The sequence below is a fragment of the Rubinisphaera margarita genome (assembly GCF_022267515.1).
Lineage (GTDB): Bacteria > Planctomycetota > Planctomycetia > Planctomycetales > Planctomycetaceae > Rubinisphaera > Rubinisphaera margarita.
On sequence record NZ_JAKFGB010000012.1, the window covers coordinates 942,062 to 960,947 of the forward strand.

Sequence of the window (18,886 nt, forward strand, 5' to 3'; positions counted from 1 at the left end):
GACCTATTCATGACTCAGGACGATCCCAAATTCACCGATCTGGAAGCGCTTGGAGAAGCCGCGGAATGCCTTCGCGTGCTTGCCCACCCTCATCGTCTGCGCATGATTCAGATGCTTCTCTCCGGTCAGTTCACCGTGAGTGAGCTGGCGGAAAGTTGCGAGTTACCCACCGCGATGGCTTCTGAACACCTTCGGCTCATGCAGCGGTGCGGTTTTCTCACCAGTGAGAAGGAAGGACGGAAGGTCTTCTATAAAGTTGCAGAGCCTCACCTGGAGAAAATCATGCGATGCATCGAAGAGCGGTTCGATCCGCCAGATCCCCAGTAGCGGCTTTTTTTTGGGTTAAACTATCGTATGTTTCCGACGTCTCGAACAAAGGAGTCGATGATGAGTGCCAGGACAGTTTCACCCAGGGAATTGCATCAGAAGGTTCAGTCAGGAGAAGAGATTCAGCTGATCGATGTACGGACTCCGGTCGAGTTTCAGGAAATGCATGCTCAGATTGCTCGGAACGTGCCGCTCGATCAACTCGATGCTTCCGCGTTCGTGAACAGCGAGAAAACTGGTCCCGTTTACGTGATTTGTCGTTCAGGCGGCCGGGGCAACCAGGCGGCAGAGAAGCTGACGACAGCGGGACTGACCGAAGTTTACAACGTCGAAGGCGGAACCCTCGCCTGGGACCAGTCCGGACTTCCGGTTAATCGCGGGAAGAAAATGATTTCACTGGAACGGCAGGTTCGGATTGCAGCGGGCCTTCTTGTGGTCATTGGCTCCGTGCTCGGTGCGTTCGTTCATCCGTACTGGATTGGGCTGGCTGGATTCGTGGGAGCGGGGCTTGTCTTTGCCGGCGTCACCGACACGTGTGGCATGGGCCTGATGCTGGCGAAGATGCCGTGGAACAAAGTGAAGAGTTCGTCGGATGGCGTCACCGCAGCCGGACAGTCGAGTTCTTCCGGGACGCGTCCCACCTGCTGCAGTTGAGCCGACCTCTCCCCTGCCCTTCAAACGACCGCAATGCCAGGGTCGCGGCTCGGATTCGGACTGTTGCCAAATCTGCGTCGGAATGACATGCTCAGGGACGGGCCAGAACGCTTCTGGCTCTCATTCTTACCAGCGACATGGAGAGGACACCGTGAGATCAGTTCTTACACAGTTACTGCTTTCGCTCTCATTCATTGCCACGATCTCTGGCGCAGCAACGGGCCAGGAGAAGAGCGTTAAGCCGGGGATCAACGATTCCTTTCAGAACCCTGATGTCGCAGACTTCGTCGAGCGATTCGAGGTCGAGAGCCGCGAAGTTTATCTGCATCGGGACAAGATCGTCGCAGCATGCGGCATCAAGCCGGGCCAGTCTGTCGCCGACATTGGCGCCGGCACCGGGCTGTTCACGCGACTGTTCGCCGAGCAGGTTGGTCCGGAAGGACGCGTCATCGCGGTCGATATCGCGAAGAACTTTCTCGATCATATTCAACTGACCACACGGGAGGCGGGCTACAGGAACGTCGAAACCGTTCATTGCACGGCCGATTCCACTGAGTTGCCGCCCAATTCTGTCGATGTGGCCTTCATCTGCGATACGTACCATCACTTCGAGTATCCCCAGAAGACGATGGCGTCACTTCGTCGGGCGCTGAAGCCGGATGGCAAGGTGATCGTTATCGATTTTCGGCGGATCGAAGGGGTAAGTTCCGAATGGACTCTCAATCACGTTCGTGCCGGCCAGGAAGTCTTCGAGTCTGAGATCGTCGCCGCTGGCTTCGAGAAGGTTCATGAAGGAGCGGAGTTTCTGGAAGAGAACTATTTCCTGATCTTTCGAAAGCAGGCGAACGACGGGGCGTCTGAATAATCAGGCCCCCCTCCTTTTCGCCTGACTGCTGTTGCTTGATTCCGATCCCGTCGACCATGAGGTAGACTGAGAGCGCCTGAAACTGTGGCCTCACCGCAGTTGACCGTTCCCAGCTCACTGGCTCTCGTGATCGGAATTCTCTCGTATGCCTGTTGTCCGACCGCTGCTGACTCTTCTCGTCCTGCTCGTCTTCACGACCCCGGGAGCAACTGCAGAGCGACAACCGAACATTCTCTGGATCGTCGGCGAGAACTTTTCCAACGATCTTGGCTGCTACGGGCAGGCGAATGTGGCAACGCCGAACCTCGATGGGCTGGCCGCCCGGGGAGTTCGCTTTACCAACGCTTTTGCCACCTCGCCGGTCTGTGCTCCCAGCCGCTCCTGTTTCATGCTCGGCATGTATCAGACGACCACCGACACGCACAACATGCGGTCTCATCGGGAGGACGACTTCAAACTGCCACCGGGGATTCGTCCGCTGACGCATCGGCTCAAAGAGGCCGGCTACTACACCGCCAATATCACTCATCTGGGAGAAACCGAAGTCGGGACGGGCAAGCTCGACCTCAACTTTACCAACGAAGGCGAGATCTACGACGGCTCTCAATGGAACGATCTCAAAGAGCAACAGCCCTTCTTCGCCCAGATCAATCTGCCGGAAGCCGAGTACGATATCTATGACCGCAAGTCGGCAGAGAAGAAGCGCGTTCCCTGGGTCGGCGAGGAATGGCATCCGCAGGTCGCCACGGAAGAGAACGTCACTCCCCCGCCCTTCTATCCCGATCATCCGATCGTTCGGCAGGAGTGGGCCCGCTATCTGAATTCCATCAGTGGAGCGGACGTCCGCGTCGGCCAGATTCTCGATCGGTTACGGCAGGACGGAATGGATGAGGACACGGTTGTGATCTTCTTCTCAGACAACGGCCGCCTGACCGCGAGAGGAATTCATTGGCCGTTCGATCAGGGACTTCGTGTTCCTGTCATTGTCCGCGATGCGAAGAACTTCAACCTGCTCGGATCCGACGAGCAGCCCGGAACCGTCAGCGATCGGGTGATCAGTCTGCTTGATCTCACGGCGACGACGCTGTCGCTGGCCGGTGTTGCTCGGCCGCTCGGAATGCAAAGCCGCGTTTTTCTCGGCTCGGAAGCTGATCCGCGGCGAACCTATGCGTTCGCCGCCCGCGACCGGATCGATGAGACCGTTATTCGAATGCGATCTGTGCACGATGAGCGATATCATTACATTCGCAACTTTACCCCCGGGGCCAGCCTGGGGACGTTGAATCGCTACAAAGAGAAGTGCTTCCTGGTTCAGCCGCTGATGCGGGAACTCTTGCGGAAGGGGGAACTCTCCGGCCCGGCTTTTGCGGCGATGCAACCCTTCCCTGATGAGATGCTCTTCGATAATCTCACCGATCCTCACGAGATCCACAATCTGGCCAACTCAAATGATCCGGCCCATCAGGCGGTTCTGCAGCGGATGAGAGCCGCGCTGAACACCTGGATGATCGAGACTGGAGACCGGGGACATATTGCCGAGCCATCCGAAGTGGTGGCTCCTTTCGAAAAAGAAATGCACGACTGGTTCGGAACGCCCGACTGGGCCACGAAGAACGTTCGTTGATCACACACCTCCTGCCGGCGCGAAGCCCGATCCCTACCGCCGCCGGCTGACAATTGAGAAACACCCGCGATGAGCATGGAAGCCTGGATGACCCTGGGGGTGGTCTTCGCCCTCTTTGTGGCTCTCGTTAAGAACATCGGGCCGCCCGATCTGCTTTTCATGGGAGCGACTTCCCTGTTCGCTCTCCTCGGCGTCATCACCCCCAAAGAGGCCTTCGCCGGGTTCTCGAATGCCGGGATGCTGACCGTCGCCGTGCTTTTCGTTGTTGTCGCGGCTCTTCGTGAAACGGGAGTCCTCGATTTCATCGGGCATCACGTGCTGGGGCGGGCCCGCTCCGAGAAATCTGTTCTGGTGCGCCTGTCGAGCGTGATCATTCCGCTGTCCGCGTTTCTGAACAACACTCCGATTGTGGCAATGTTCGTTCCCGTGGTGATCGAATGGGCTCGTCGGAACAAGGTCTCCCCCTCCCGATTGTTGATCCCTCTGTCCTATCTCGCGATCCTCGGGGGGACCTGTACTCTGATCGGAACCTCCACGAACCTCGTGGTCAATGGGCTGATGATCGACAACGGAATCGAGGGGATGAGCCTGTTCGAGATCGGAAAGGTCGGCCTGCCCTATGCGATCATCGGCGTGACGTATCTGCTGCTGTTCGGCAGGAAGCTGCTTCCGGAACGCAAGGAACTGCTGGAGCAGCTGGGGGAGTCCCGCAAGGAGTACATGACGGAAATGCTCGTCCAACCGACGTGTCGCCTTGTCGGCCAGAGTGTTGAGCTCGCGGGCCTTCGCCAGCTCCCGGGGCTGTTTCTGATTGAAATCGAACGGAACGGCTCGGTGATCGCGCCCGTGGGGCCGGACGATGTCATCCTCGCCAGCGATCGCCTTGTCTTCACAGGGATCGTTAGCAGCATCATCGAGCTCGAGAAGATTCCCGGCCTCGTCCCGGCGGCGGACGTTGAGGCTGCTGCCCCGAGCGAGCCGGAAAAACACCGGCGGATGTGCGAAGCCGTGATCTCCGAAAGTTCGCCGCTGGTTGGGAAAACGATTCGGGAGGCGGATTTCCGTGCGACCTACGGAGCGGCAGTTGTGGCCGTCCATCGTGGTGGACGGCGTGTCGAGAAGAAGATCGGCGATATTGAACTGCGTCCGGGAGACACGCTGCTCATGCAGGTACGTCCTCACTTCTCACGGGCCTACCGTCACGACCCGGCTTTCTATCTGGTGTCGGATGTTGAGGACTGGCGACCGGTGCGTCGTGAACGGGCCTGGATTGCCGTTTTGCTCTTTGCGGTTCTGATCACCCTGATGACGACCGGCATTGTCGACACGGTGGTCGCAGCAACCGCAATCGCATTTCTGATGGTCGCGTGTGGCTGTATCTCATCGGGCGATGCCCGCCGGAGTATTGAATGGCAGGTGCTCGTCACGATTGCCGCGGCTTTTGGAGTCGGAGCCGCCCTGGAGAATTCCGGAGCGGCAACGGCAGTTGCTGAGTTGCTGGTTGAATCGACGCACGCTTGGGGACCGGTCGCGGCTCTGGCCGTGATCTACCTGATTGGTTCACTGATGACCGAAGTCATTACCAACAACGCCGCAGCCGTGCTGATCTTCCCCTTCTGTCTGGAGACCGCCCGGCTGTACGACGTCGATCCGCGACCATTCCTGATGGCGCTGGTGCTGTCGGCTTCGGCCAGTTTCATGACGCCGATCGGCTATCAGACGAACATGATGGTCTACGGGCCGGGCGGCTATCGATTCGGCGATTTCGTGCGAATCGGCACGCCGCTCAACCTGCTGCTCTGGATCACCGCGATCTTCCTGATCCCCTTATTCTGGCCGTTCGTTCCGCCAGTCTGAATGACTGCCTACTCGTAGCGGAACATCACCGTGGCCGTGGTGTCGGCGTCGGCGATCGCTCGGACCCAGTAGGCACTGAATCCTTCCTCGAACTCGTGCTGAAGCTCGTCGCCCGCTTTGAGTTCGAAGGAGCGATACGGAATCCAGAGCCCGGTTCCATCGACATCGACTTCCAGACGGATCTGGCAGGCGGCGGCAGACTGAATCTGAACCGACTTTCGATCGTATCCGGTCATCAGGTAAGGATCAGACGGCTGGTCTGCTTTCACGGACGTTCGGTTCCAGGGGCCGCCGACGCCGCGAGGCTTGCCGAGTTTCCAGAGGTCGTCAATCACACCGGCCCACACCGCCGCTTGGCCATCGGCACTGCGAAAGATGTGTTCTGATTCCGTCGACCGATCGAGACCGGTGAAGAACAGCAGTCCGTTGTGCGAACAGAAATCGTGAATCGTGAGGTTATGAGTCGCGACCGGTCGCACTTTCGCGAGCCCCTGAGCATTCCGTGCGGGAAGTTCGTAGAACGTTCCGTGCACGTTCAGGAGATCCCGTTCGGTCGCGGCTTCCCGGCAGACGCGGGGAGGGCCGAAGTCGAGTGGGTTGGCCCGCTGAATCTCCGGAGAGTTCTTGAAGAGAGCAATCTCATAGATCCGCAGGTGACCAGTCTCCGCGGCAACAATTCGCAACTCTTGAGCGGTGACAGGCTCGTCGAAGACGATCTCGTGTTCGATCTGATGATTCCGACGAACGGTTCCCTGCTCCAGAGTTCGCCAGTCGCCCCCGTCTCGAATCTGAACATCGAAGTTCCGGGCGACATACTGCGGATCCTGCAACCAGCCGGAAACGACCCACAGACTCCGGAAGGTCTGCGGCTGGCCAAGGTCAATTTCGATCGCCCCTTTCTCACCACTCGTGGAGATCCAGCGGGCTTCATCGTTGCCGATCCTGCCATCAACGGCGAAGTGTGGCGCGTACTCGCCGTGGATCGAACTTGTCTTCACAGTAGCGTCGAGGGCGAGGCTCTGATCAAGAACGTCAGCCAGCGTGAGCCCTTGGGTTTGACGGGCGGCGGGTCGCTTCCACTGGGGATAGCGGTCGTTTTTAGGCAGCCGATACCTCTTGCCGTCCTCGATCAACAGAACGGAGGCGTCGTCGACGGTCACCGTCTGCTCGGGTTGCCGAACGGCTTCAATCAGCCGGGCAGCTGCTGCCGGATCATCGACCCGCTGCAACTGGAGCTGGGAATCGATTTCGTAGTAACCAATGGAACCGCTTTTGTCAGCCGGAACCGCGAGACCGAGTTTGTTGTAGGAAAGACTCTGCATCAGTCCGGTCGTTTCCGGCTTGTCGTCGAGTGTCGCCAGTCCGGCGAACATCGGATCGTTCGTTGGACGTCGCTCATCCCGATTGCGGTACTGGAAATGGGCCGTGAGTTGAGTGGCAGGCTGGTCCGCCCTCAGGCGAACCCACGTTGCTGACTCCTCCGGGGAAAAAACATGCGACACCGCTTCCCCTGCGGGGATCTCGACGGTTTGCAGCGTTTTCCAGTCGTTCGAGCCCTCACGGTCAACCTCGATCGTAATCTGAACCGGCTTGTTCGATTCGTGTGTCAGATGCAGCTGGCGGTAGTCGTATCCGGCGAACAGATAAGGATCACTGACGGTCCCGGCGTCCACGTCTTCGCGAAGCCAGACGGAGCCACGGCCGATCGCCGGCCCGAAGTCATCCAATTGTTCAGGAGCGACGAACCAGAGATTGGAATTCGACTGCAGGGGAGCTCCGTGCGGAGACTTGAACGGGCGGGTGTTGAGGAACTCTGCTTTGGCAGAATCGTCGCAACCAAAGACGATCCGATCGTTCCAGCGGCAGAAGTCGCCAATCACTTTCAGATAATTCGAGCGGGGAGCGATGCCGGCTGAATTCTTGACGGAGAAGTCGGCTGGGAATTGCCAGAAGGTGCCATGCATGGTCGCCAGCAGATCGGCTTCGCCAATCTCACGAATGCGCGGCCATTCCGTATTCCAGCCGTGAGCTCCGTCGTAACTGTGGCTTCCTTTGGGAAGCCGGTAGAAGTGCCATGTGCCGTCTTCAAGCAAGGCGAGCAGGAGTGATTTCTGATCCCAGCCCATCGACCAGATCGGATCAGTCTTCGGATTCTCACTTCCATGAATCCCGCCGGGACCGGTCACTTCCGTGAACTGATTTCGGCGGACGAGCTGCCAGTCCCCCTGTCCGAACCACTGAGCCAAGGCTCCGGACGGAACCGTGGGATCGACTTTCACGCGCGGATCGCGATCGCCATTGTTCGCATAGACGACGCGTCCCTGCCCAGAGTACAGCCCTTTCCCGTGATAGCCGGGAAGCCGGCTTGGGATGCCCTTCTCGGGTGCTCCTGAGTTGCCATCGCGAATCAGACAGCGGACATCGAGTGTTTCGACGTCGACTTCGTACAGCCCTTCCTCCATTGTGGCGTAATAGACCTTACCGGCGGGATCGGTGAGATGGCGGGCATTGCCGGTGAGCCGGCCGAACATCTTCCCGGGAGGAATGACGCGAATCGACTTCTCGGCATCAATCAGATACGGGCCGATGAGCAGCTGGTTTGACTCCGGGTGAATCATCCGATTGGCCGGCGTCCCGCCGACGCTGCCTTCGAAAATGATCTGCTCCAGATCCGGAGTGATCTGATAGAGCTTGTCGGACGAGCCGCCCGGCATGTGCGGAGCATAAGTGATTGCCCACAGGTCCCCCTGCCAGAGCACGACCGCCCCGGTGCCGCATTCCCCTTCGTTGTTCCACATCCGCAGATGAGGATACACGCCGGAAACGGAAACCGGTTCGGCGGCGGGAAGCGAGTTCGAATGAGCGAAGAGGGTCAGAAGTCCAAGAATCAGTACGGTCGCATTGAGGCGCATCAGGCGAGAATCTCCGGGATCAGTTTACCTTCGACGTTGGTCAGTCGGCGTTGAATCCCGTTATGTTCGAAACTCAGAGCCTCGTAGTCCAGTCCGAGAAGGTGGAGAATGGTAGCGTTGAAGTGATACAGCGGATGGACGTTCTCGATCGCCTTCTGACCGAATTCATCGGTGGTGCCGTGACTCACCCCAGGCTTCACGCCCGCTCCCGTCATCCAGCAGGTGAATCCGTCCGGGTTGTGATCGCGTCCTTTGGCTCCCTTCTGAAAGAACGGCATCCGTCCGAACTCGGTACACCAGACAACGAGCGTATCTTCCAGCAGGCCGCGCTGCTTCAGGTCGCGGATCAGAGCGGCAGCCGGTTGATCGAGAACTTCGGCATGAACGTCGTACTGTTCTTTCAGGGCATTATGGCCGTCCCAGTTCAGCTTGCCGCCACTGGCGTAAGCCCCATTGAAGAGCTGGACAAAGCGAACACCCCGTTCAATGAGCCGGCGGGCCAGAATGCAGTTTCGGGCAAACCCGGCTTTATTCTTGTTCTCGACGTCGTCGGCACCGTAGAGCTTGAGAATATGTTCCGGCTCAGTGCTCAGATCGCTGATTTCAGGCACGCTTAACTGCATGCGGGCGGCCAACTCGTAGCTTGCGATTCGTGCTGCAAGCTTGCCGTCGCTGGGATGCTGCTCGAGATGGCGTTCGTTCATCCGCTGAAGCAACGACCGGGCCGCCTTGTCGGCTTTGGACGACACTCCGGGAGCGGCCAGATGCCGCACTGGATCGCTGGCCGTCATTGTTGTGCCCTGGAACGCCGCGGGCAAGAAGCCAGCTCCCCAGTTGTTCGAACCGTTCTGGGGAACGCCGCGTGGATCGGGGATCGCGATGTAGGCCGGCAGTTCCTGACTTTCGCTTCCGAGCGCATACGTCACCCAGGAGCCGAGGCTGGGAAAGCCGTCGAGCACGAAACCGGTGGAGAGAAAGTTCTCGGCCGGACCGTGTGTGTTCGAGGTGCTCGTGAGAGAGTGCACGAACGCGAAGTCGTCCGTCAGTTCGGCCAGGTGAGGAATCATGTCGCTGACCCACTTCCCGGTTTCGCCCCGCTGGCGGAACTCGTACTGCGGACGGGCCAGATTCCCCGCCGGTCCCTGGAAGGTGACAGCCGGTCCTCCGGGAAGCGGTTTGTTATCCCATTTGATCAGCTCTGGCTTGTAGTCCCAGGTTTCGAGCTGACTGACGGCTCCCGCGCAAAAGATGACAACCACATTCTTCGCCCGAGCCGGGAAATGCGGCTGTCGCGGCGCATAGGGCCGGGCAGGATCAATATGCGGCGTCTTTACTGTGGAGCCGAGGAGTTGATCGGATCCGAGCAGCTGTGTCAGTGCGATTGATCCGAGTGCCGTCGCGCTATTGGAGAGAAAGCTCCGACGATCGAGCAGGCTACGGCCAGCTGTCGAAAGATGTTCTGCGTCAGATGTCATGGCATCACCAGGAATTCATTGCAATTGAAAAGGACGCGGCACAAAACCGGCAGGCCGTATTCACGAACGACTTCTTCGGCATCGTCGAGCTCAACAGCCTTCGGTGAGCGGGCAAACGCCAGTTCGTAACAGCGGACGATCTGATCCCGAACGTCTTCGCTAACTTCCTTCCGCACGCGGTCAGACATCGCATTGGCTCGGTCGAGCGTAAACTTGCTGTTGAACAGATTCAGCGCCTGAATGGGGGTCGTGCTTTCCCGTCGCCGGGCCGCACTTTGCCCGCCATCCGGACAGTCAAAGGCTCCGAAGACGGCTTCTCGTTCGCGGCGAACCTTGTGCGCATAGATCATCCGCCGCAGTCCGTCCTTCGGGAACGTTTCCACCGGTTCAAACCCGGTCAGTCCGCCCCGCTTGTCGAAGAGATTGTATCCGCGGCCGTACATTTTGAGATTCAACTCGCCACTCACGGCCAGCATCGAATCGCGAATCGCTTCGCCTTCCAGCCGCCGTGAAGGGAATCGCCAGAGGAGACGGACATCGGCGTCCTGATCGACGGCTGCGGGATTGTCGACCGCCGAAGACTGCCGGTACGTCTGGCTGAGGACAATCATCCGATGCATCTGCTTGATGCTCCAGCCGTTCTCGACAAACGTCGTCGCGAGCCAGTCGAGCAGTTCTGGATGCGTCGGCATCGCCCCATTGCGGCCAAAATCGCTCGATGTTTCGACCAGCCCAATGCCAAAGTGCCCCTGCCAGATCCGATTGACCATCACGCGGGCCGTCAGAGGATTCTCGGGTCGCGCGATCCAGTCTGCGAGCGCCATCCGCCGTTTCTGTTCGGCTGTATCGACGGGAAGTTCAAGGGAGTCGAAGGAACTGAGAACTGCAGCCGGGACAACCTCGCCGGGCTGCTCGGGATCGCCGCGATTCAGCAGGTAAATTGTGTCGGGCTCGCGGAACTTGCCCGCGAAGACCATCTGTCCGCCCTCCGAAGTTGCAATCCTCTTTCTCAGTTGCTTTTTCTCGTCAAGCAAAGCCTTCGCGGCGATCTGTTCTTCGACTGGCAGGCCGTCCGTAGAGAACGCCGGTTTCTTCGCTGATCCATCGAACTTCTGCCGATCACTGGCATCTGCGACGGGCAGCCAGGTCCCGTCACCGGGATCAATTTCGATGCGGTAGTCGATCGCCAGCCGATCGTCGTACTTTCCGAGTCGATCCCGTCCCCAGACAATGCGATCGATAATCACATCGGTCGGAAACTCGAGAATGACCCAGCCGCCTCCCTTCTCGTTCGACATCCAGCTGCTCGAGTTTCCGTACTTCCCGTCGGTGAGATAGGTCAGGTCATGGCGATTGGCGACCTGAATTTCCCCGGATGCGGTCACTTTCGTTTCGGCGGAAGCAAGAGCGACGTTGGTTCCCTCAGGATCGAAGACTTCCAACTCGTCGATACACGGTTCGAGACGGTTGGTTGCCAACACGGTGAAACGGAGTCGTCGAGCGGAAGTGCGGCGGATGCGTTCGACGTTTGTCCGGGCATTAACCATCTGGCGCGGAGTTCCGTTGCCGACAAACGGAGTCAACGTCGCCAGTTCCGCCTCCACCTGTTTCAATCGGGATTTCAGCTTCGCCAGTTCACGGCGTTCCTGTTCTGCTTCCGGAGTATTGAGCGGGCGATCGGCGTACTCCACTCCAGCGACAAAAGCCTGCATGGCATAGTAGTCACGGGCGCTGATCGGATCGAACTTATGATCGTGGCAGCGGGCACAGCCGACGCTCAGGCCGAGGAATGTCTGCCCGATGTTGTTGACGATCTCGTCCAGTGAGTCCTGTCGAGCCAGCCGCTTCGACGGTTCATCCTTGCCGATCTGTCCGGGCAACAGAACCGATGCCGTGACCAGAAAGCCGGTGGCGGCATCTTCCCCCAGAGCATCGCCGACAATCTGTTCGCGGATGAAGCGATCGTAAGGGACGTCCCTGTTGAAGGCTTCAATGACATAGTCACGATAGGGCCAGGCATTGGGACGTTCGGTGTTGACCTCAAAGCCGTGCGTGTCGGCGTAGCGAACGACATCCAGCCAGTGCTGTGCCCAGCGCTCTCCGTAACGAGGAGACGCCAGCAGACGTTCGACAACCGCTTCGTAGTCGGGTTGCTTCCTGAACTCGGCAACTTCTTCGGGGGTCGGCGGCAAGCCCGTCAGGTCGAACGTCACGCGGCGAAGCCAGTCGACCGGACTGGCCGGGGCGGCTCGCTTCAGCCCTGCCTCTTCCAGTCGACGATCGATAAAGTCGTCGATCGTCTGCTCGACCTCGTCGTCTGCCTGGACGGGCTTGAAGCTCCAATGGTCCATGCGATCAGCCAGCTCGACCGTATCCACGCCGTCCGGCCAGACAGCTCCCTCGTCGATCCATCTCGTCAGTATCGCGATCTCTTCTTCCGGCAGTCGTTCGCCCGGCGGCATCAGCTCGTCTTCGTCGTCGGTTTGAACGAAGTGAATCAGCGGGCTCTCATCCGGCTTGCCGGCGACGATGTCAGGCCCGTGATTGTCGCCCCCTTTGAAGGCCGCCGATTTCACATCGAGCCTTAGCCCGGACTCGGCTTCTTCTCCACTGTGGCAGTCGTAACAGTGCGCCTCGAAGATTGGTCGCACATCGCGAACAAAATCGATCGGGGCGGCGCGAAGATTCCCCGACGTAGCGAGGATCGACAGAAACAGCAGTCCAATGTAATTGCGCATGCGGTTTCAGGGGGGAGTTGGGGCGTGGGGAGGCTGGAACACAACGCTATTGATTGATGCGTTTACTGTAGTCGTTCGTCCGGAGCGAAACCAGTGCAGTCCGATCGAACGTCAAAACTCAGGCCTGTTTCTTGGCAGATCGATCGGCTGTCTGGTAGATTGTCAGCGTTCTGTCACTCCCTTCACTGTCCCGTTCCAAGGACTCTTGCTGTGCTCAGGCCACTTCTCTTCTGCGCTCTACTGTGTACGCTGACTGCTCCCGTTCTGGCTCAAACCCGTGAAGAGATCGTCAGGGGTGATAAGGCCAAGGTCGAAGCGGAAGGCTTCTGGATTTACAACGACCTTCCCGCGGCATTCGCGGAAGCGAAACGGACCGGCAAGCCGATCGTCGTCGTGCTGCGCTGTCTGCCGTGTCACGAATGTGTAAAGCTGGACGATGAACTCGTCGATACCGATCCGGTCATCCGTCCGCTGCTGGAGCAGTTTGTCTGTGCCCGGCAGGTGTCGACCAATGGCCTCGATCTGAATCTGTTTCAGTACGATACCGATCAGTCGTTCGCAGTTTTCTTCCTGAATGCTGACAAAACGATCTACGGACGTTTCGGCACTCGTTCCCATCGCACCGACTGGGTCGGCGATGTTTCGCTCGAAGGGCTTTCCGAGGCTTTGCAGGGGGCGCTCGATCTGCATGCTCGTTATGGGGACGTCAAACAATCCCTGGCGGGGAAAACCGGGCAGCCGATGGAGGTCTCGTCCCCCGAGAAGTATCCGTCACTGAAAGACAAGTACACCGATCGGCTGAACTATTCGGGCGACGTCGTGAAGAGCTGCATCCACTGTCACCAGATCGGAGATGCTCAGCGTGAGCTCTACTGGGGAGCCGGTAAGCCGATCCCGGACAAAGTCCTCTGGCCCTATCCTCACCCCAAAGTTGTCGGACTGGTGATGAATCCCGATAAGAAATCGACCGTTCGTGACGTCGATCCCGACTCCGCCGCCGCCCGGGCCGGCATTCAGGAGGGAGATGTGATTGAATCGTTCAACGGACAGCCGATCCTTTCGATCGCGGATATCCAGTGGGTGCTGCATAACATCGCCCCTCAGGGAGGATCCGTGCCGGTCACCGTGAAGCGTAACGGCTCTGAAAAGTCGCTGACATTGTCGGTCACGAAAGACTGGCGACGCGCAGGTGATCTTTCGTGGCGTGTCACGACCTGGGGGCTGCGTCGCATTGCCGCTGGAGGGATGGTGCTGGAAACAATTCCAGACGACGAACGACAGGGATCCCGAGTCAACTCCGGTGACATGGCCCTCCGGGTCCGTCGCGTCGGACAGCACGGCCCTCATGCCGCGGCCAAGCGAGCCGGCTTTCGTGAGGGAGATCTCATTGTAGCTTACGACGGCCGCAGAAACCTGAGTACCGAACAGGATCTGCTGACTTATGTCGCCACATCGAAGAAAGCTGGCGACCGGGTTCGCGTGAATGTCATTCGCAACGGAAAACCACTCGAGTTGACCTTGCCGATCCAGAAGTAAAACATGATTTCACCTGGCGACTTTCCCTCGCTGAGTTGATTTCTGTGCGGCACTCACTTACTCATATCAACACCGGCTGATGTGCTGTCTGCCGGCTGTCGGAGTCACAGTGTCACCGCGGGGAGGTCGCCATGCTGCGTTTGCTTTCGTTGTTCGTCTGCGGAGTCCTCTGTTACCACGCGACTGAAACGCCCGGCGCCGAAGCCGGGGCAAGGGTGCTTAAGGCGGGGGCGGCTGCGGTCGATATCACGCCGAAGCAGTACCCGATTCGCATGCCGGGTGGTTTCAACGCCAAGTACGCTGAGAAGGCTCACGATCCGTTTTTTGCCCGGGCGCTGGTGTTCTCGGACGATACGACCACCGTGGCGATGGTCGTTCTCGACAGCCTCGGGGCGTCTCCGGAAGTACTCGACGAAGCCAAAGCGATCGCGGCTGAGAAGACCGGCGTTCCTCGACAAAACATGTTGATCTGCTCAACGCATACGCACACAGGCCCCCCTTCAAACGTGAAAGACGGCCCTGCTCCAGAAGTCGCGTTTCGCAAACAACTCGTCGAGGGCGTCGCTCAGTCGATCATTAACGCCCATGAGGCTCTGCAGCCCTGCTCGGTTGGAGCCGCCGCCCATCCTCTTCCCGAGGAAGTGTTCAACCGACGCTGGTTTCTCAAGCCCGGCAAGATGCCTCCCAATCCGTTCGGCAAGATGGATATCGTCAAGATGAACCCCGGTCGCAGCCCGGATGTACTCGATCGTCCGGCCGGCCCGACTGATCCGGATATCAGCATCATCGCGGTCCGCGACGCGAAACGAAAACCGCTGGCGCTGTTCGCGAATTATTCGCTCCACTATGTCGGCGGAAGTCCGAGCGGTCAGCTGTCGTCCGACTACTTCGGCGAATACTCCCGGCTCATGCCCTCGCGGCTCAACGCGAGTGACGACTTTATCGCCATGATGTCAAATGGCACATCGGGAGATATCAACAACATCCCATTCACGGTCACCCGTCCGCCGCGCGAGCCGTTCGAGCAGATCCGTATCGTGGCCCGGAAAGCCGCCGATACGTCCTGGTTCGCGTACCAGAAGATCGAGACCTTCCGGACCGACGCTCCACTCGCAATGCTGCAACGGGATGTGAGTCTGAAGTATCGTCGCCCGAACGAGGAAGATGTCTCTCGAGCTCGGGAAGTTCTTGCGATCAAGGACAAGGCCGAGATCGAGAAACTCCCGCGACTGGCCCAGAACTACGCACGCCAGACAGTTCGCGCCGCCGAACGGGAAGAAGAGACCATGACCGTTCAGGTTCAGGCGATTCGCATTGGCGATCTCGCGGTCTGTGCCATCCCCTTTGAAACGTTCGTGGAGATCGGACTCGAACTGAAAGATCGCAGCCCCTTCCCGCAGACGATGGTGATCGGTCTGGCCAATGGGCGTCACGGCTATCTGCCGACTCCGGACCAGCATCGACTGGGCGGCTACGAGACCTGGCTCGGCACGAATGTGGTTCAGAAGGAGGCTTCCGACATCCTCATCGCCAACCTTCTGGAGATGCTGGCGGAACTTGACGAGGTGGACAGCTGATTTCCGTCGGGAACGGAGATTCAGTCGAACTGCCATTGAGCAGCCGTGTTGTCGCGCGCCATAATACATCAACGACTGTTGAACTCTCCCCCATAATCCTGCCTGAGTCGTGTTCTGCTTCGCCCCCTGAAGCGGGAGCACGACCGAAGAGACCTCAATGATTGCTCGCCCGGCGATTTTCGCGTTTGTTTTGCTTCTGACCTTTCCTGGTCTCACCGCAACCAGTCCGGCCGAAGAGTCTCATCACTCGGATCTGCGATTCGAACGGGACATTCAGCCGATCTTCCGCGAATTCTGCTTTGACTGTCACGGAGCGACCGAAGAACTGGACGGATCGCTTGATCTGCGACTGGTCCGCTTTCTCACCCGAGGAGGAGATTCCGGTCCCGTCATCGAGCCGGGCGATCCCGATGCCAGTTATCTGCTGGATCGGGTCCGTAATGGCGAGATGCCCCCTGGCGAAGCTCATGTTCCGGACGAACAGGTCCAGATCCTCGAACGCTGGATTGCTCAGGGCGCCAAGACGCTGCGTCCCGAACCGGAGAATCTCGGCCCTGGTATCCCGATTACTCTTGAAGAACGCAGCTACTGGGCCTTTCAGCCGATTGAGCGCCGTTCTGTGCCCGAGTTTCCGGCAGCCGAGCGAATTCGAACCCCCGTCGATGCTCTGTTGCGATCCGCGATGCCGGAGGGACTGCAATTCTCCCCCGAGGCCAGCCGCAGCACTCTCATCAAGCGCGTCTACTTCGATCTGACGGGCCTTCCGCCGACTGGGGAAGAATTCGATCGCTGGATGAATCTGAAGGATGAGAACTGGTACGAGCATCTGGTCGATACCGTGCTGGAGTCCCCGCATTACGGCGAACGCTGGGCTCGACACTGGCTGGATGTCGCCGGGTATGCCGACTCGGAAGGAAACACAGTCAAAGATGAGGAACGTCCGTGGGCGTGGAAGTACCGTGATTACATCATTCGCTCGCTGAATGCCGACAAACCGGTTGATGAGTTCATTATCGAACAACTCGCCGGCGACGAACTGGCCGGGCCGATTCAAGGCGATCTGACTGCAGAACAGATTGAACTTCTGACCGCGACCGGATTTCTACGAATGGCCGCTGATGGGACGGGCTCGGGAGACAACTCCGCTGAAGCCCGCAACAAAGTCGTCTCCGACACAATCAAGATCGTGAGTTCTTCCCTGCTTGGAATGAGCGTGGCGTGTGCTCAGTGTCACGACCATCGATACGATCCGATCTCGCAGATCGATTACTTTGCGATGCGTGCGGTCTTCGAGCCGGCTCTCGACTGGCAGAAATGGCAGACTCCCCCCCAGCGCCGGGTTTCGCTCTACACTGCGGCCGACCGAGAGAAAGCAGCCGAAGTGGAAGAGGAAGCGAGGAAGCTGGCCGAGGAGCGAGCCGCCAGACAGAAGGAGTACATGGAGCAGGCTCTTCAGAAAGAGCTTGAGAAGTACGAGGAACCGTTGCGGGGCCAGTTGCGAGCCGCTTACGAGACTCCTGACAAAGAGCGGACTCCGGAACAGACTCAGCTGCTCGACAAGAATCCCAGCGTGAAGATTACGCCGGGCGTGCTTTATCAGTATCTGCCGGACGCAGCCGAAGACCTTAAGAACTACGACAAGAAGATCGCCGAGATTCGGGCAAAGAAACCCAAAGAGGAGTTCATCCGCGTCCTCCGGGAAACACCGGGACATGCTCCACTGGCGCGGCTGTTTCATCGCGGAGATCATCAGCAGCCCAGGCAGCCCGTCGAACCGGCGGCGCTGACGATCGCGGTCCCCGACGCCGGCGGTGTCCAGTTTCCTGTCAATGATGAATCCATCCCCACGACCGGTCGTCGACTCGCCTACGCGAAATGGCTGACCAGTCCCGGGAATCCGCTCACACCCCGCGTGCTGGTCAATCGGGTCTGGATGCATCATTTCGGAACCGGTCTGGTGTCCACTCCGGGAGATTTCGGGAAGCTTGGCGATTCGCCGACGCATCCGGAACTGCTGGACTGGCTCGCTTCGGAGTTCACGGGAAGCGGCTGGAGTCTGAAGAAGCTGCATCGCCTCATTTTGACGTCGACAGCCTGGCGACAGACTTCTTATCCCGATTCACAGATGAGCCAGATCGATCCCGAGAACCGCTTCTACTGGCGGAAGTCGCTGCAGCGTCTGGAAGCCGAGGTTTTACGGGATCGCATGTTGACCGCATCCGGCTCCCTGGACAGAGCACTGTTCGGACCGCCGGCCGAGATCAAGGAAGACGAGACGGGGCAGATCATCGTCGATGGTCCCCAGAAGCGACGGAGTCTTTACATCGAAGTTCGTCGCACGCAGCCGGTGGCTATGCTTCAGATGTTCGATGCTCCCGTGATGGACATCAACTGCGAGCGACGTCCCGTCTCTACAGTGGCGACCCAGTCGCTGATGCTCATGAATGGCGAGTTCACTCTCGCTCAGGCGGAACTGCTGGCCGAACGAGTCACCACAACCGCCAGACCGGTGGAGTCCGCGATCGCCAACACGTTACCCGTTTTGCCTGAGCCGGCCCAGGAGCCATGGGGCTTCGGCTACGGTCAGTTCGATGAAACAACCGGGCGAACGCGTGAATTCACTCCGCTGCCGCACTGGACCGGAACCGAATGGCAGGGCAGCGAGAAGCGTCCCGATCCACAGATCGGCTGGGTGTTCCTCACCAAAACAGGAGGGCATCCCGGCAACCCGAAATTCGGCGCGATCCGACGTCTGCGGATCCCGGATCACGGCGTGCTGTCGATCGCCGGAAAGCTTTCACATGCCAGCGAGAATGGCGACGGTGTTCGGGGCCGGATCGTTTCTTCACGAACTGGGCTGCTCGGCGAATGGCAGATCAAACATGGCAATCTGACAACCAGCGTGGACTCAGCCAGCGTCCAACGCGGCGACACGATCGATTTCATTACGGATTGTCTGAAGGACGAGAACTCCGACTCATTCAGCTGGACCGTAACCGCGACATTAAAGCATGACGACGGAGAAACGGTTTTCGACTCCGAACGGAACTTCCACGGGCCGGTCCCATCCGATAGTTACGACGAACTTCCGGCTCGCATTCTGGCTGCGTGGGAGCTGGCGTATCTTCGAAAGCCGACGGCTGAGGAACGAGAGCTGGCCATGACGTTCGTCGCCCATCAACTGGAAGAGCTTCATCGCAACCGGAGTGGTGTGGCGGATGGGAAAACGCCGAGTCAGCAGGTGTTGATTAACTTCTGTCAGACACTGCTCAACTCCAACGAGTTTCTCTACGTCGACTGATTCCTGAAGTCGCGACCACT

Annotated in this window: 11 protein-coding genes; 8 read left to right on the forward strand and 3 right to left on the reverse strand. The window is 58.9% G+C overall.

Annotated elements, in window-relative coordinates; all coding sequences use genetic code 11:
* Positions 1 to 9: 9 nt before the first annotated feature.
* The 5 genes from L1A08_RS12095 to L1A08_RS12115 all read left to right on the forward strand — a co-directional run bounded on the left by L1A08_RS12095 (position 10) and on the right by L1A08_RS12115 (position 5,327).
* The gene (locus L1A08_RS12095; protein ID WP_238756656.1) at positions 10 to 327 is read left to right on the forward strand and encodes an ArsR/SmtB family transcription factor; all 318 of its coding nucleotides are present in this window, start codon (positions 10 to 12) and stop codon (positions 325 to 327) included.
* Between the two features lie 60 nt (positions 328 to 387).
* On the forward strand, positions 388 to 981 hold the full coding sequence (locus L1A08_RS12100; protein WP_238756657.1) for a rhodanese-like domain-containing protein: 594 nt from the start codon (positions 388 to 390) through the stop codon (positions 979 to 981).
* Positions 982 to 1,132: 151 nt separating this feature from the next.
* Complete coding sequence (locus L1A08_RS12105) at positions 1,133 to 1,846, forward strand: class I SAM-dependent methyltransferase (RefSeq protein WP_238756658.1); 714 nt, start codon at positions 1,133 to 1,135, stop codon at positions 1,844 to 1,846.
* Positions 1,847 to 1,991: 145 nt separating this feature from the next.
* Entirely contained in the window at positions 1,992 to 3,470 is a 1,479-nt protein-coding gene (locus L1A08_RS12110; protein WP_238756659.1) for a sulfatase family protein, read from the forward strand.
* A gap of 69 nt (positions 3,471 to 3,539) precedes the next feature.
* Positions 3,540 to 5,327 (forward strand): SLC13 family permease, encoded by a 1,788-nt coding sequence (locus tag L1A08_RS12115; RefSeq protein ID WP_238756660.1) that lies wholly within the window; start codon positions 3,540 to 3,542, stop codon positions 5,325 to 5,327.
* An 8-nt stretch (positions 5,328 to 5,335) separates the two neighbouring features.
* On the opposite strand, the gene L1A08_RS12120 is transcribed toward L1A08_RS12115, so the two are convergent.
* Genes L1A08_RS12120 through L1A08_RS12130 form a run of 3 tightly spaced genes read right to left on the reverse strand, consistent with a single transcriptional unit; the run spans position 5,336 to position 12,452 of the window.
* Positions 5,336 to 8,239, reverse strand: coding sequence for a discoidin domain-containing protein (locus L1A08_RS12120; protein ID WP_238756661.1), 2,904 nt, complete (start codon positions 8,237 to 8,239; stop codon positions 5,336 to 5,338).
* Positions 8,239 to 9,714, reverse strand: coding sequence for a DUF1501 domain-containing protein (locus L1A08_RS12125; RefSeq protein WP_238756662.1), 1,476 nt, complete (start codon positions 9,712 to 9,714; stop codon positions 8,239 to 8,241). The genes L1A08_RS12120 and L1A08_RS12125 overlap by 1 nt, the downstream gene beginning before the upstream one ends.
* Positions 9,711 to 12,452, reverse strand: a complete 2,742-nt coding sequence (locus tag L1A08_RS12130) for a PSD1 and planctomycete cytochrome C domain-containing protein (RefSeq protein ID WP_238756663.1) — start codon at positions 12,450 to 12,452, stop codon at positions 9,711 to 9,713. The genes L1A08_RS12125 and L1A08_RS12130 overlap by 4 nt, the downstream gene beginning before the upstream one ends.
* A 210-nt stretch (positions 12,453 to 12,662) precedes the next feature.
* Between L1A08_RS12130 and L1A08_RS12135 the strand changes: the two genes are divergently transcribed.
* From L1A08_RS12135 to L1A08_RS12145, 3 genes are all read left to right on the forward strand, one after another.
* Positions 12,663 to 13,988: a Trx7/PDZ domain-containing (seleno)protein gene (locus L1A08_RS12135; protein ID WP_238756664.1), complete on the forward strand. Its 1,326-nt coding sequence runs from the start codon at positions 12,663 to 12,665 to the stop codon at positions 13,986 to 13,988.
* Positions 13,989 to 14,119: 131 nt separating this feature from the next.
* Positions 14,120 to 15,565 (forward strand): neutral/alkaline non-lysosomal ceramidase N-terminal domain-containing protein, encoded by a 1,446-nt coding sequence (locus L1A08_RS12140; protein WP_238756665.1) that lies wholly within the window; start codon positions 14,120 to 14,122, stop codon positions 15,563 to 15,565.
* Between the two features lie 157 nt (positions 15,566 to 15,722).
* A complete protein-coding gene (locus L1A08_RS12145; protein ID WP_238756666.1) occupies positions 15,723 to 18,866 on the forward strand; it encodes a PSD1 and planctomycete cytochrome C domain-containing protein in 3,144 nt (1,047 codons plus the stop codon).
* The last annotated feature ends 20 nt before the right edge of the window (positions 18,867 to 18,886 follow it).

Excerpts from the sequence above, each read along its gene's own strand:
- L1A08_RS12095 (WP_238756656.1), top strand. The coding sequence starts at position 10 with ATGACTCAGGACGATCCCAAATTCACCGATCTGGAAGCGCTTGGAGAA.
- L1A08_RS12100 (WP_238756657.1), top strand. The coding sequence starts at position 388 with ATGAGTGCCAGGACAGTTTCACCCAGGGAATTGCATCAGAAGGTTCAG.
- L1A08_RS12110 (WP_238756659.1), top strand. The coding sequence starts at position 1,992 with ATGCCTGTTGTCCGACCGCTGCTGACTCTTCTCGTCCTGCTCGTCTTC.
- L1A08_RS12115 (WP_238756660.1), top strand. The coding sequence starts at position 3,540 with ATGAGCATGGAAGCCTGGATGACCCTGGGGGTGGTCTTCGCCCTCTTT.
- L1A08_RS12120 (WP_238756661.1), bottom strand. The coding sequence starts at position 8,239 with ATGCGCCTCAATGCGACCGTACTGATTCTTGGACTTCTGACCCTCTTC.
- L1A08_RS12125 (WP_238756662.1), bottom strand. The coding sequence starts at position 9,714 with ATGACATCTGACGCAGAACATCTTTCGACAGCTGGCCGTAGCCTGCTC.
- L1A08_RS12130 (WP_238756663.1), bottom strand. The coding sequence starts at position 12,452 with ATGCGCAATTACATTGGACTGCTGTTTCTGTCGATCCTCGCTACGTCG.
- L1A08_RS12140 (WP_238756665.1), top strand. The coding sequence starts at position 14,120 with ATGCTGCGTTTGCTTTCGTTGTTCGTCTGCGGAGTCCTCTGTTACCAC.
- L1A08_RS12145 (WP_238756666.1), top strand. The coding sequence starts at position 15,723 with ATGATTGCTCGCCCGGCGATTTTCGCGTTTGTTTTGCTTCTGACCTTT.